14 protein-coding genes are annotated in these 12743 nt (G+C 50.0%); 2 read left to right on the forward strand and 12 right to left on the reverse strand.

Annotated features, from left to right (window positions below; translation table 11 throughout):
- Window positions 1-118: 118 nt before the first annotated feature.
- The 4 genes from ispG to ndk all read right to left on the reverse strand — a co-directional run bounded on the left by ispG (window position 119) and on the right by ndk (window position 4203).
- Window positions 119-1240, reverse strand: coding sequence for a flavodoxin-dependent (E)-4-hydroxy-3-methylbut-2-enyl-diphosphate synthase (gene ispG / locus CWE06_RS11525; protein ID WP_126794406.1), 1122 nt, complete (start codon window positions 1238-1240; stop codon window positions 119-121).
- Between the two features lie 39 nt (window positions 1241-1279).
- Entirely contained in the window at window positions 1280-2440 is a 1161-nt protein-coding gene (locus CWE06_RS11530) for a RodZ domain-containing protein (protein WP_126794409.1), read from the reverse strand.
- A 58-nt stretch (window positions 2441-2498) separates the two neighbouring features.
- Window positions 2499-3635: a dual-specificity RNA methyltransferase RlmN gene (rlmN, locus tag CWE06_RS11535; RefSeq protein ID WP_126794411.1), complete on the reverse strand. Its 1137-nt coding sequence runs from the start codon at window positions 3633-3635 to the stop codon at window positions 2499-2501.
- A gap of 136 nt (window positions 3636-3771) precedes the next feature.
- On the reverse strand, window positions 3772-4203 hold the full coding sequence (ndk, locus tag CWE06_RS11540; RefSeq protein WP_126794413.1) for a nucleoside-diphosphate kinase: 432 nt from the start codon (window positions 4201-4203) through the stop codon (window positions 3772-3774).
- A gap of 225 nt (window positions 4204-4428) precedes the next feature.
- Between ndk and msrA the strand changes: the two genes are divergently transcribed.
- A complete protein-coding gene (gene msrA, locus CWE06_RS11545) occupies window positions 4429-4974 on the forward strand; it encodes a peptide-methionine (S)-S-oxide reductase MsrA (protein ID WP_126794416.1) in 546 nt (181 codons plus the stop codon).
- Window positions 4975-5359: 385 nt separating this feature from the next.
- On the opposite strand, the gene fdx is transcribed toward msrA, so the two are convergent.
- From fdx to trmJ, 8 genes are all read right to left on the reverse strand, one after another.
- The gene (gene fdx, locus CWE06_RS11550) at window positions 5360-5698 is read right to left on the reverse strand and encodes an ISC system 2Fe-2S type ferredoxin (protein WP_126794418.1); all 339 of its coding nucleotides are present in this window, start codon (window positions 5696-5698) and stop codon (window positions 5360-5362) included.
- A gap of 10 nt (window positions 5699-5708) precedes the next feature.
- Window positions 5709-7568 (reverse strand): Fe-S protein assembly chaperone HscA, encoded by a 1860-nt coding sequence (gene hscA / locus CWE06_RS11555; protein ID WP_126794421.1) that lies wholly within the window; start codon window positions 7566-7568, stop codon window positions 5709-5711.
- 41 nt (window positions 7569-7609) lie between these two features.
- Entirely contained in the window at window positions 7610-8119 is a 510-nt protein-coding gene (gene hscB, locus CWE06_RS11560; RefSeq protein WP_126794423.1) for a co-chaperone HscB, read from the reverse strand.
- 58 nt (window positions 8120-8177) lie between these two features.
- Entirely contained in the window at window positions 8178-8501 is a 324-nt protein-coding gene (iscA, locus tag CWE06_RS11565; protein ID WP_126794426.1) for an iron-sulfur cluster assembly protein IscA, read from the reverse strand.
- A gap of 11 nt (window positions 8502-8512) precedes the next feature.
- Window positions 8513-8893 (reverse strand): Fe-S cluster assembly scaffold IscU, encoded by a 381-nt coding sequence (gene iscU, locus CWE06_RS11570; RefSeq protein WP_126794428.1) that lies wholly within the window; start codon window positions 8891-8893, stop codon window positions 8513-8515.
- Window positions 8894-8961: 68 nt separating this feature from the next.
- Window positions 8962-10176 (reverse strand): IscS subfamily cysteine desulfurase, encoded by a 1215-nt coding sequence (locus tag CWE06_RS11575; protein WP_126794431.1) that lies wholly within the window; start codon window positions 10174-10176, stop codon window positions 8962-8964.
- A 94-nt stretch (window positions 10177-10270) separates the two neighbouring features.
- Window positions 10271-10741: a Fe-S cluster assembly transcriptional regulator IscR gene (gene iscR / locus CWE06_RS11580; RefSeq protein ID WP_126794434.1), complete on the reverse strand. Its 471-nt coding sequence runs from the start codon at window positions 10739-10741 to the stop codon at window positions 10271-10273.
- A 110-nt stretch (window positions 10742-10851) separates the two neighbouring features.
- Window positions 10852-11610: a tRNA (cytosine(32)/uridine(32)-2'-O)-methyltransferase TrmJ gene (trmJ, locus tag CWE06_RS11585; protein WP_126794436.1), complete on the reverse strand. Its 759-nt coding sequence runs from the start codon at window positions 11608-11610 to the stop codon at window positions 10852-10854.
- 149 nt (window positions 11611-11759) lie between these two features.
- On the opposite strand from trmJ, the gene suhB reads away from it, so the two are divergent.
- On the forward strand, window positions 11760-12560 hold the full coding sequence (gene suhB, locus CWE06_RS11590) for an inositol-1-monophosphatase (RefSeq protein ID WP_126794439.1): 801 nt from the start codon (window positions 11760-11762) through the stop codon (window positions 12558-12560).
- The last annotated feature ends 183 nt before the right edge of the window (window positions 12561-12743 follow it).

The raw sequence follows: 12743 nt of genomic DNA on the forward strand, positions 1-12743 counted from the left end.
GTCACTAAATTCCTTGGTTAAAAAATGACGGCTGCTGAACCAGTTTTTGGCCCGCGCCGTCATCTTAGTCAAACTGAGGGCTGATTATACGTATTTCCGTGCCCGCGGTAAAATCCGCTTACTCATCAACCTGCTTAATCGCAATACTTCCTTCGCGTTCAGCTTTGGCGATGTAGTCTCGAATTTGAGCCTCGAGGTCATCAACAATATTATTATTGTCGATTCGTAATTTCTGCCGCTGGCCGTCTTTATAAAAACCGCTTTTGTTTTTTGCGCCCGCAAGGCCAATATTCGCAACCATTGCCTCGCCTGGGCCATTAACGACACAACCAATCACCGACACATCGAGCGGCAACACCACGTCCTCGAGCCGTTGCTCTAGCGCATTCACCGTCGCAATGACATCGAACTCTTGGCGCGAACAACTTGGACAGGCAATAAAATTAATGCCGCGGCTACGAATACGTAGTGATTTTAAAATATCAAAACCGACTTTCACTTCTTCCACAGGATCTGCGGCTAATGACACTCGCAAGGTATCGCCGATACCTTCGCTAAGTAACATGCCTAAGCCAATAGCTGATTTGACTGATCCGGCACGTGCACCACCGGCTTCGGTAATGCCTAAATGCAATGGTTGTTCGATTTGCTGTGACAACAACCGATAAGCATCAACGGCCAAAAACACGTCCGACGCTTTGACGCTGACTTTAAAGTTTTGGAAATCGAAACGGTCGAGAATATCAACATGACGCATCGCCGACTCGACTAACGCTGCACCGGTTGGCTCGCCATATTTTTCCTGAATATCTTTTTCTAGAGAGCCTGCATTGACGCCGATGCGAATGGGAATGTTGCGATCTTTCGCTGCATCGACCACCGCACGAATACGGTCTTCGTGGCCAATGTTGCCTGGGTTAATCCGCAAACAGTCGACGCCATACTCTGCCACTTTCAGGGCAATACGATAATCAAAGTGAATATCGGCCACCAATGGCACCGACACTTGCTGCTTAATTAATTTAAATGCTTCAGCGGCGTCCATGGTCGGCACTGACACCCGCACAATGTCCGCTCCAGCCGCTACAATGCGTTCAATTTGCGCAACCGTCGCGGCAACGTCCGTGGTTAAAGTATTGGTCATTGATTGCACAGCAATCGGGGCGCCATCACCAATAGGAACTTGGCCGACATAGATACGCCGAGTTTTTTTGCGAACGATTGGGGATGGGTGGGTCATGGTTCTACTGCTCTAAAGGAAAATGGGTTCAACCAAACGTTACTCTGCCGGAAGCTGAAAGCGCGCTACACGGCCGCCACTATATTGACTTAAATCGATTTTCTGACCACGGAAATAGACATCGACGACGCTTGGTGCACCCAAGGTTAATTGATAAGGCGCCGCGCTATTTAAGGGCATCACATGGTCCGTTACTTTGACGCCGAAGGCGATTGACTCACCATCCGCGTCTTGAATATTTACCCAACTGTCGCCACGAAACACTAACACCAGCTCATTGTTGCTAATCACCGCGTCTAGAGAATCGGCATTGTCGCTTGTTTGCTGACTTTGTTGCAGGCTTGTTGGTTGGCTTTGTTGCTCGCGCGCAGCAGGCTCACGTGGTGCTGCAGTTTGCTCAGTCAGTGCTTGCTCGGCACTTTGCTGAACAGTCTGCTGAACAGTCTGCTGAACAGTCTGCTGACCAGTTTGCTGCTGACCCGCTTGCTGCAATTGCTCGGCGTTCAAGGTGGCGGTTGACCGCTCCCCAGTCGGGACTGCTGCTTGATTAATTGCCGCCGTTTCTTCAGATACTGCGCCCGCTTCAACAGCACTAGCAACCCCGCTATCAATATCTCCGCGCAAGTCACTACCACCAACGTCTTGACCCCACTCACTGTCCGCACTGTTATAGCTTTCCGCATCTGGGTTAGCTGTTACCGTACTCGCTGATTGTTGCGTTTGTGCTGGGGTGGTCACGCTTTGGCTATTGCCATTCTTGTCGTCAACGAACTGTTGCCAAACAAAAACTGCAACTGAAGCAATTAACAACAACACGATAATCCACGTGATCATCATCAGCCGGCTGTCTTGCGTTTCAATACTGGTTTTCCGCGAGAAACTCTGCATTGTGCTTGATTCCGGCTCTTCCGAGCCGCGAGTCCGCTTGTAAGCGTCCATAATTTCCGCTTCAGGAATTTGCACCAGCTTCGCATAGGCTCGCAAGTAGCCGCGCACGTATGTGCCACTCGCTTGACCGTCAAGCTTGTCTGCTTCCAGCTCATGAATGAGTTGTTGGCGCAAGCGCAAACGGTCAGCAACTTGCAGCACTGACAAGCCGGCCGCCTCACGTGCAGCTTTCAATAGCTCACCGGACGTCGGTAAAGCGGATTCGGCTACATCCTCTTGTTGTTCTTCTGTGTCGTCGTTTAATTGAGTCATGGTTGCCTGAGATAAAGTTCGCTAATGCTTTCCATCGCAAAAAAGAAAGACTCCAGAGCTAACCGACCATATTTACCTTAATCGGTTCCCCAGATTTTTGTTTTTGTTGTCGTTTCAGTAACCGTTTGGTGCGGTCGACAACGTCGCCAACCAATTGTCCGCAAGCCGCGTCAATATCATCACCTCGGGTTTTCCTTACGATAACGGTATATCCGTAATCCATCAACACTTTTGAGAAACGATCAATCCGAGAATTACTAGAACGACCGTAATCTGAACCTGGGAATGGATTAAACGGAATCAAATTAATCTTGCTCGGCGTGTCTTTTAAGATCTTCGCCAGCTGGTGCGCTTGGTCAGTTGAATCATTGATATGGTCTAACATCACATACTCAACCGTCACTTTTGACTGCGCTTTCGAGTTTTCAACATACCGCCGTGATGACGCCAAAAACTCTTCAATTGGGTATTTTTTATTAATCGGTACAATTTCGTCACGTAACTCATTCGTTGGCGCATGCAATGAAATAGCTAAGGCAACGTCAATTTGGTCACGCAATTTGTCGAGCGCTGGTACCACACCTGAAGTACTTAGCGTGACGCGACGCTTTGACAAACCAAAACCGTAGTCTTCCATCATCAGCTCCATCGCTGGAACGACGTTCTTCACGTTCAGCAATGGTTCACCCATACCCATCATGACAACGTTGGTCACTGCTTTGACGTTAGTTTCACCGAATGGCCCCAGTAACTTATTCACCCGCCAAACCTGACCGATAATTTCCGACACCGTCAAGTTACGGTTAAAGCCTTGTTGCCCCGTCGAGCAGAACGTACATTCAAGAGCACAGCCAACCTGTGAACTAACACACAGCGTTGCCCGGTCATCTTCAGGAATCCAAACCGACTCAACTTCTTGACCGTCTGCAAGTTCCATCGCGAACTTGATGGTACCATCGGCAGATTGCTGTTGAGTTTTAATCACCGGCGCTTTCACTTCGGCAATTTCTTTCAATTTCGAGCGCAAGGCTTTGTTGAGGTTCGTCATTTCATCGAAGTCATCGATGCAGTAATGGTACAACCATTTCATCACCTGGTCCGCACGAAACGGCTTCTCGCCCAAGTCAGCGAAGAAGTCTTTTATCCCCTGCCGATTCAAGTCGAGTAAATTAATCTTTTTGGTTTCGGTTGTCATACTGGCGACCTCATACTTACCTTTTTCTTACACTTCTGGCAAAAAAGGGGCTGCGCGCCCCTTTTTTCTTAGCTAATTAAAGCTTCAATGCAGTTTGCTAATGCATGATTATAGCGCTTAAGCGCTAAAAAATCGCTTAGCGAGTACGTGCACACACTTCTTCGTCAGAGAAGAAGTAAGCGATTTCACGCGCTGCCGACTCAACTGCGTCAGAACCGTGTACCGCGTTCTCGTCGATAGTCTCAGCGAAGTCTGCACGTAAAGTACCTGCAGCAGCTTCTTGTGGGTTAGTTGCACCCATGATTTCACGGTTCTTACGAACAGCGTCTTCGCCTTCTAGAGCCATCACAACGATAGGACCAGAAGTCATAAATTCAACAAGTGCAGCGAAGAAAGGACGCTCTTTGTGTTCAGCGTAGAAACCTTCAGCTTGCTCTTTGCTCAAGTGCATCATTTTCTGACCAACGATGCGCAAACCTGCAGTTTCAAAGCGGTTTACGATTGCGCCGATCACGTTTTTCGCGACCGCGTCAGGCTTGATGATCGACAGAGTACGTTCCAAAGCCATTATTTGCTCCTGATATGTATTTGACTCGAATCTTGCTGTATCGAACAGGAAGTATTCGGTCTGACAAGTGGTTAAAAAAGACGCGCGGATTATACGTGATTCAGAGAAAATTTCCCACTAAATTTAAGATTTAGCGCGGCAAACGAAAAGAAAGCTTGGCAAAGTTGTATAACTCAGTTATTTTGGCCGTCTAGATGGTTATTTATTTTCAATGTAGAGGCATTCATGGCAGTTAAGCAACAACAAGCCACCCTAGCCGGCGGCTGTTTCTGGTGTATCGAATCCGCTTTTAATCAAGTCCAAGGCGTCATCGACGCCGAGCCCGGCTATGCCGGTGGTCACACTGAAAGCCCCAGTTACGAAGCGGTCTGCACTGGTGAAACCGGCCACGCTGAAGTGGTTCGTATCAACTTCAATCCAGACGAAATCAGCTTTCGCCAAATTCTCGAAATTTTCTTTGCCCTGCACGACCCAACCCAGCTCAATCGTCAAGGCAACGACATCGGCACCCAATACCGCTCTGCGGTATTCTTTCACGACGACGCTCAGCGCCAAGACGCCGAAGCTATCATCGCTGAAATCAATGCCGAACAAATCTACGGCAATAACCCGGTAGTGACTCTCGTCGAGCCACTGTCAACCTACTACGCCGCCGAGGAATACCACCGCGACTACTTCGCTCGCAACCCACAAAACCAATACTGCCAAGCCGTAGTCTCCCCCAAACTCGCCAAATTCCGCAAAACCTTCGCCGCCAAGCTCAAAGGCTGAGGCGGTGGTGGCTTTCGCTGCTGGGTTGTAGCTCTGGGCATATATGGAACACGATGCGCCGCAGCGTTCGTGGGGCTGGGGTACGGCTGAGAGCTTGAAGCGGTTGCCGAGTGTGGGGTTTAGTTGCCAGCTCGAAGCGGCTGCCAGGGCTGGGTTTAGGGATGGCAGAGTATATGAGGCATGGATGCCGAATATAAGCCCCCAGGGATGGGTTCACGGCGTCTCTGACATCCCTGAACCTAGCCCTGGTGAGCCAAGCGCAGAGCGGGAACAAAGCCCCACCCTCGGCAAGCTAGCGAAAAGTCAGAGCCACACCCCAGCCCCACAAGCAAGCAAGGCGCAAACGCTGAGTCCATAGCCTAGAGCTACAAACCCAGCAGTTAGCTTAGTGGTTTTCGGAGACCATGTTGACGGTGTATTTGGGGATTTCGACGACTAGGTCTTCGTCGTCGACGATGGCTTGGCAGCTGAGGCGAGATTCGGGTTCGAGGCCCCATGCTTTGTCGAGCATGTCGTCTTCGAGTTCGTCAGATTCGTTGAGCGAGTCGAAGCCTTCGCGTACGATAACGTGACACGTTGTGCAAGCGCAGCTCTTTTCGCAGGCGTGTTCAATACCGATACCATTGCGCAGGGCAACATCGAGAACCGTGTCGCCTTTTTCAGCATCGAGAGCAGCGCCTTCAGGGCAGAGCTCGTGGTGAGGAAGAAAAATAATCTTTGGCATACATCACACCTTACTTAACATCGTCAATAGATTGACCTTTCAAGGCCTTACGAATTGAAGCATCCATGCGCCGAGCAGCGAATTCTTGGCTGGCCGCGTCGACCGCTTCAATCGCTTGTTTAATTTCATCGGTACTGGCACCCTCTGCCGCAGCGGCGAGGCTTTGCATACTGGCCGAAAGCTGAGCGCGCTCGTCTGCGTTGAGCAAGTCACCATCCTTTTCAAGTGCCGCCGCAAGCGCAACTAACACCCGCTTCGCTTCCACTTGCTGCTCACGCAACATGCGCGCAGCCATATCTTCTTGGGCGTTCGACATCGATGCCGAAATCATACCGGTAATCGTCTCTTCATCAAGCCCATACGACGGTTTCACCTCAATTGAGGCGCTTACGCCCGAAGACTTCTCCATTGCCGTGACGCTGAGTAAGCCGTCAGCATCCACTTGGAATGTCACCCGAATGTGGGCAGCACCGGCAGCCATTGCCGGAATATTACGCAATACAAAGCGCGCGAGCGAGCGACAGTCGTCAACTAATTCGCGCTCGCCCTGCACCACATGGATAGCCATGGCGGTTTGACCATCTTGAAACGTCGTAAATTCCTGGGCGCGAGCAACGGGAATCGTGGTATTGCGCGGAATCACTTTTTCGACCAAGCCGCCCATGGTTTCTAAACCGAGCGACAACGGAATCACGTCAAGTAATAGCATGTCGGAGTCAGGTTTGTTACCCGCTAAAATATCGGCCTGAATCGCCGCGCCAATTGCAACCACTTGGTCTGGGTCGATGTCGATCATCGGCTCGCGTTGGAAAAATCCACCGACTTGCTCACGCACTAACGGAACACGCGTTGAACCGCCAACCATAACAACGTTGTTGATCTCGTCAGAACTTAAGCCCGAGTCTTTCAATACGCGACGGCAAGTCATTAACGTGCGCTTCACTAACGGACTGATCAGCTCGTTAAACTCAACGCGGGTCATACTCACCGAACCAAGGTCGGCAATCGCAATCGATGCAGACTCGGTGCCGGTAAGTTGTTCTTTTAATGCTCGGGCTTTGTCAGTCAGCTCGCGCTCAAGGCTCGCGCTTACGCGATCTTCTAAGCCAAGCTGCTGTTTAAATGCTTGTACCACCAATTGATCAAAGTCGTCGCCGCCCAAGGCCGTATCGCCGCCGGTCGCCAACACTTCGAACACGCCCTGGTCTAGGCGCAAAATAGACACGTCAAAGGTACCACCGCCAAGGTCATACACAACAATGTGGCCCTGCTCTTGGCTATCAAGACCATAAGCCACTGCAGCGGCCGTTGGCTCGTTGAGTAAACGCAAGACATTCAGACCAGCGAGTCGCGCTGCATCTTTGGTACTTTGGCGTTGGGCGTCATCAAAATAGGCTGGCACCGTAATCACCACGCCGGTTAACTCACCTTGCAGCGTGGTTTCTGCGCGTGCTTTCGCCGCTCGCAAGATATCAGCGGACACTTGCACGGCGTTGACGTCACCTGCAGCAGTTTGAAACACCGGAACACCTGAGTCGGTTTCACTTAAGCGATACGGTAAATTGCTAAACGTTCGTTGCACGTCTGCAAGGGTACGGCCAATAAAACGCTTCACCGACACAATCGTGTCTTCTGGTGCTTGGCTTGCTTGTGCTTGCGCTTGCAAACCTACCAGCGGTGACTGCCCTGCCGCATAACGCACCACGGAAGGAATCACGGCCATACCTTGCTCATCGGTCAATACTCGGGTACTACCGCTTTGTACCGTTGCCACCATCGTATTGGTGGTGCCAAGGTCGATACCCGCAGCTAAACGATGCTCATGGGGACTCGCACTTTGTCCCGGCTCTGCAATTTGTAATAAGGCCATAGTCGTTTCGTCTTAATTTGATGAATTCTAAGTTCGCAGGATTACCAGCTGTCCATTAAAGAGTCTTCAATGCGCTCGAGTTCATCACGTAACTTGTGCATAAACTTGAGTTTACGAATGGTATCAGCGGCAGTGTCGTTGTCGATGGCGATAATCTCGGCGCGTAACGCGTCGGTGAGCTGCTTAATTTCGCTCTGTAGCTGCACGTCCATGTCGAGCACTGCTTCTGGCGTATCAATTTCTTCCAATGCCTCACGCAGTTCCATTTGCTTCATCAAAAACTGCGGATCACGCAACGTCCGTTGCTCATGGGCAAGTTCAATACCACGCAAAGCCAACATGTGCTCGGCGCGGCTTAGCGGCGTTTTTAAGGTTTGAAAACCGTCATTAATTTGCGCAGTCTTTTGCAGGGCCGTAAGCTTTTCACGCTCACTCCCCGAAGCGAAACGGTCGGGGTGAAATTGCTGCTGTAATAAACGATACCGGCGAGCAAGTTCACCGGTATCTAAGTCGAAATCAACGGCTAAATCGAATAGTTCGAAATAATTCATGGGCTCCGCACTTTGCTGTCGGACTTACTTCAGTCCATTCATTTAGACAAGCTGTCGTTTAGACGGTGAAGCTTTCACCACAACCACATTCGTCTTTCACGTTCGGGTTCTTGAAAGTAAAACCTTCATTGAGGCCTTCACGGACGAAATCGAGCTCGGTGCCATCGAGGTAGACCATGCTTTTACCATCGACAATTACGGTGATGCCCTTTTCTTCGAACACCTGGTCGCCTTCTTCGAGGGCATCGACAAACTCCAGCACATAAGCAAGACCTGAGCAGCCGGTCGTTTTCACGCCCAAGCGCAGGCCTAACCCTTTGCCTCGGTTTTCCATAAACTTGCGGACACGTTCAGCTGCCGCGTCGCTCATGGTAATTGCCATACCAACCTCCGTTAGGCGTGCTTTTTCTTGTAGTCTTCGATCGCGGCTTTAATCGCGTCTTCAGCAAGAATCGAGCAGTGGATCTTCACCGGTGGTAACGCTAACTCTTGTGCGATGTCGGTGTTTTTAATCGACGCTGCTTCGTCTAACGTTTTACCTTTAACCCACTCAGTAATGAGCGAGCTCGACGCAATCGCTGAGCCACAACCGTAGGTTTTGAACTTGGCATCTTCGATAATGCCGTTCTCGCCAATTTTCAATTGTAGTTTCATCACGTCACCACACGCTGGTGCGCCAACCATACCGGTGGCGATGCTTGGGTCATTCTTGTCGAATGCGCCCACGTTACGTGGATTTTCATAATGGTCGATAACTTTTTCGCTGTATGCCATGGGAATTTACCTCCAGCCCTGCAAACTAATTCGGTTGTCGCCCAAGCTCTACTTGGGCTTGCGGTTGCTTAGTGTGCAACCCACTCGACGCTGTTTAAGTCGACACCGTCTTTGAACATTTCCCACAACGGTGACATTTCGCGTAAACGGCCAATTGAGTTGTTAATTAATTCAATCGCGTAGTCGATTTCTTCTTCTGTCGTAAAACGGCCAATGCTGAAACGAATTGAGCTATGTGCCAGTTCGTCATTGCGGCCAAGGGCACGCAATACATAAGACGGTTCTAAACTTGCAGAAGTACACGCTGAACCTGAAGAAACGGCTAAGTCTTTCAGCGCCATAATCAGCGACTCACCTTCAACAAAGTTAAAGCTAATGTTGAAAATACCCGGCACACCATTTTCTGGATCGCCGTTAATATAGGTTTCTTCAATGTCTTTCACGCCGTTCCACAAACGGTCACGCAAGTGACGGATACGCTCGGCTTCGGCTGTTAATTCAAGTTTCGCTATACGCGCTGCCTCACCCATACCGACGATTTGGTGCGTTGCTAGGGTACCTGAACGCATACCGCGCTCGTGACCACCGCCGTGCATTTGTGCAACTAAGCGAGTCCGTGGCTTACGGCGCACATACAGCGCACCAATACCTTTCGGGCCGTACATTTTATGACCAGAAAGCGACATTAAGTCGATATCAAGGTCTTGCACGTCCACGAGGATTTTGCCTGCACTTTGAGCAGCATCAACGTGGAAAATAATTTTGTTTTCACGACACAGTTTCGCAATCGCTTTAATGTCTTGAATCACACCGATTTCGTTATTGACGTGCATCACACTAATCACAGTGGTGTCTTCACGAATGGCGTCTTTTAACTTGTTCAAGTCCAATAAACCGTTTTCTTGGACGTCCAGGTAGGTCACTTCCCAACCACGACGCTCCAGTTCACGACAGGTATCTAAGGTCGCTTTGTGCTCGGTTTTCACGGTAATCACGTGCTTGCCTTTGCGCTGATAAAACTCAGCCGCACCTTTAATCGCAAGGTTGCTTGACTCGGTCGCACCAGAAGTAAATACGATTTCCCGTGAGTCGGCGTTGATCAGGTCAGCAATATGCTGACGAGCTTCGTCAACTGCTTCTTCTGCTTGCCAGCCGAAACGATGCGAACGCGACGCTGGATTGCCGAAAATGCCGTCCATTGTCAGGTATTGCATCATTTTTTCTGCTACTCGCGGATCCACAGGTGTGGTTGCCGCATAGTCCAGATAAATTGGTAATTTCATCAAGCTACTCCTCTTTCAGCTGTTCGGGCTCTGGGGGCGACCGACGCTGGATACCAGATAGGAATCTCGCGGTTTACCGACCAAAACAGTCAGCCTAAAACTGCAAGTTTAATTCAATTTTTTCGCCACGCCGTGCTTGCTGGCCTTTCGCAACCCGCTGCACGTCATGATCATCAACCAGTTCACCTAAGGTAATCGACGATAAAAAATCGTCAATGCGGTCACTCAGCCCAGACCATAAAGAATGGGTTAAACAACGAGTACCACCGTGGCAGTCTGACTTACCTTGGCAACGTGTTGCGTCAATGCTTTCATCCACTGCATGAATCACAGCGGCAATTGAAATTTCTGTGGCCGCTAGGCCGAGTTGATAACCACCACCCGGTCCACGCACGCTGGTGACGAGTCCACTGCGGCGTAGTCGAGCAAACAATTGCTCGAGATACGACAGTGAAATTCCCTGACGCTCAGAAATATCAGCCAGCGGTACCGGTCCTTGGTCGCGGTGCAAAGCAACGTCGAGCATTGCTGTGACTGCGTAGCGTCCTTTGGATGTTAATCGCATAGTGGTTTACCTCTGCCTAAATCTGCTCAAGATCGTACCATTCCCGACTATTTTAATCAAGTATTTACCTGACTAAATTAGTAGGGATTACATCTCTTATTGGCAGCGGTCTAACCCTTGTTTTTACTGTTGTCCTCGGTGGGTATAAACTTCTCCACCGACGCCAAAATTCCGCGCAGAATGTTTAACTCATTCGCTTCTGGGCGAGTGCGGGTAAACATACGCCGTAGTTTAGTCATGACTAAGCCCGGGTGCTGGCGAACAATAAACCCAGACTTGGTTAATACTTGCTCGAGGTGGACGTAGAAGCTTTCTAGGTCCTGGTGCAGCGGATACTCAGCTTCTGCTGTTGGCGGCTCTTGCTGTGCCGCCAACCATGCCATACGCACTTCGTAGCAGACAGTTTGCACGGCCATGGCAAGATTCAATGAGCTATAGTCCGGGTTTGCCGGAATATGAATATGGACGTTGCTCTGCTGTAGCTCTTCGTTGGTTAAGCCGTTCGCTTCACGACCAAACACAATCGCGATTTGGGCGGGGTTTTCTGTATTCGCAAAGCCTTCACGGACGATCTTTTCACCAGCTTGACGTGGGTCGAGTTGCGGCCAGTCCAGTGTACGGTTGCGTGCGCTCGTGGCTAACACCAATGAACAGCCCGTTAATGCTTCGGCTAAAGAACCGACCGTTTGCGTATTGGCAAGGATGTCCGTGGCGCCTGCTGCCAATGCTTGAGCTGCACCTTGTGGCGGTTCTTTCGGTTCAACCAACACAAGTCGACTTAAACCCATGGTTTTCATTGCCCGTGCTGCCGAGCCAATATTGCGCTGGTCTGTCGTGCCAACTAAGACAATGCGGATGTTCTCCAACATGGGTGATTCCTCTACCGGTAAAAAAAGCCGGCGAATTTTAGCACAAGCCCTGCCCGCATGCATTAACCTTGATCATTGCAATTAGCAGGTAACCTGCCTATAATGCCGGCGATTTTTTAATCCGTTCTTTGCCAATACAGGAAATTCCCATGCATGCAATGTTAAATATTGCGGTGCGTGCTGCGCGTGCAGCCGGCCGTATGGCGGTCAAAAGCTTTAGCGAACCTCAACACCTTGATGTTCAAAGCAAAGGCTTACATGACTACGTCACTAACGTTGATAAAGCTTGCGAGCAAGTGATTATCAGCACCATTCTTAAGTCCTATCCGGATCATCAGATTCTTGCCGAAGAGTCTGGCGAAAGTGGTGCGCAAGGGGATTACCAGTGGATTATCGATCCTATCGATGGCACCACCAATTTTATGCGTGGCATTCCTCATTTTTGTATTTCTATCGCACTTGCCCATAAAGGCACAGTGCAGCATGCGGTTGTCTACGATCCAGTGCGTGAAGAAATGTTCACCGCAAGCCGTGGGGCTGGCGCTCAACTAAATGGCTATAGAATCCGCGTTGGCGGTGGCAAAGACTTGGACGGAGCTTTATTGGCAACTGGTTTTCCATTCCGCATGAAGCATTTACTGCCTGACTATCAGAAAGTATTTAACAAATTTTTTGAGCAAGCCGCTGACGTGCGTCGTTCTGGTGCTGCTGCACTGGACCTCGCTTACGTCGCTGCTGGACGTTACGACGGATTTTGGGAAGCGGGCTTGAAGATTTGGGACACCGCTGCCGGTGAACTTTTAGTTCGCGAAGCTGGTGGTGTAGTAACGGATTTTGCCGGTGGTATGAACTATTCAAAATCAGGCAACATTGTTGCTGGTGCGCCGAAAGTTCTGCAAGCGATGGTTTCGCAAATGCGTCCACTGTTGCCGGAAGCACTGAAAAAATAAGTAACTGTTTAACCTGTAACACAGTAAGCACGATCAAAAAGGGCCTCGCAAGAGGCTAATGCCAGTCAGTTAAGCTGACTGGCATTTTTTCTTTTAAGGGGGTATTTCCTTGTTTTCGGCTTCACCCACCTCGGGTAACATCTATCCTCACGGCGTTCTGGTAGTTTAAAGTACCCCATCTGC

Origin of the sequence: Aliidiomarina haloalkalitolerans (assembly GCF_003987315.1) — a bacterium.
Taxonomy (GTDB): domain Bacteria; phylum Pseudomonadota; class Gammaproteobacteria; order Enterobacterales; family Alteromonadaceae; genus Aliidiomarina; species Aliidiomarina haloalkalitolerans.

Bases quoted from the DNA above. Each gene is read 5' to 3' on its own strand.
- ispG (WP_126794406.1), bottom strand. From the start codon at position 1,240: ATGACCCACCCATCCCCAATCGTTCGCAAAAAAACTCGGCGTATCTAT.
- CWE06_RS11530 (WP_126794409.1), bottom strand. From the start codon at position 2,440: ATGACTCAATTAAACGACGACACAGAAGAACAACAAGAGGATGTAGCC.
- rlmN (WP_126794411.1), bottom strand. From the start codon at position 3,635: ATGACAACCGAAACCAAAAAGATTAATTTACTCGACTTGAATCGGCAG.
- ndk (WP_126794413.1), bottom strand. From the start codon at position 4,203: ATGGCTTTGGAACGTACTCTGTCGATCATCAAGCCTGACGCGGTCGCG.
- msrA (WP_126794416.1), top strand. From the start codon at position 4,429: ATGGCAGTTAAGCAACAACAAGCCACCCTAGCCGGCGGCTGTTTCTGG.
- fdx (WP_126794418.1), bottom strand. From the start codon at position 5,698: ATGCCAAAGATTATTTTTCTTCCTCACCACGAGCTCTGCCCTGAAGGC.
- hscA (WP_126794421.1), bottom strand. From the start codon at position 7,568: ATGGCCTTATTACAAATTGCAGAGCCGGGACAAAGTGCGAGTCCCCAT.
- hscB (WP_126794423.1), bottom strand. From the start codon at position 8,119: ATGAATTATTTCGAACTATTCGATTTAGCCGTTGATTTCGACTTAGAT.
- iscA (WP_126794426.1), bottom strand. From the start codon at position 8,501: ATGGCAATTACCATGAGCGACGCGGCAGCTGAACGTGTCCGCAAGTTT.
- iscU (WP_126794428.1), bottom strand. From the start codon at position 8,893: ATGGCATACAGCGAAAAAGTTATCGACCATTATGAAAATCCACGTAAC.
- CWE06_RS11575 (WP_126794431.1), bottom strand. From the start codon at position 10,176: ATGAAATTACCAATTTATCTGGACTATGCGGCAACCACACCTGTGGAT.
- iscR (WP_126794434.1), bottom strand. From the start codon at position 10,741: ATGCGATTAACATCCAAAGGACGCTACGCAGTCACAGCAATGCTCGAC.
- trmJ (WP_126794436.1), bottom strand. From the start codon at position 11,610: ATGTTGGAGAACATCCGCATTGTCTTAGTTGGCACGACAGACCAGCGC.
- suhB (WP_126794439.1), top strand. From the start codon at position 11,760: ATGCATGCAATGTTAAATATTGCGGTGCGTGCTGCGCGTGCAGCCGGC.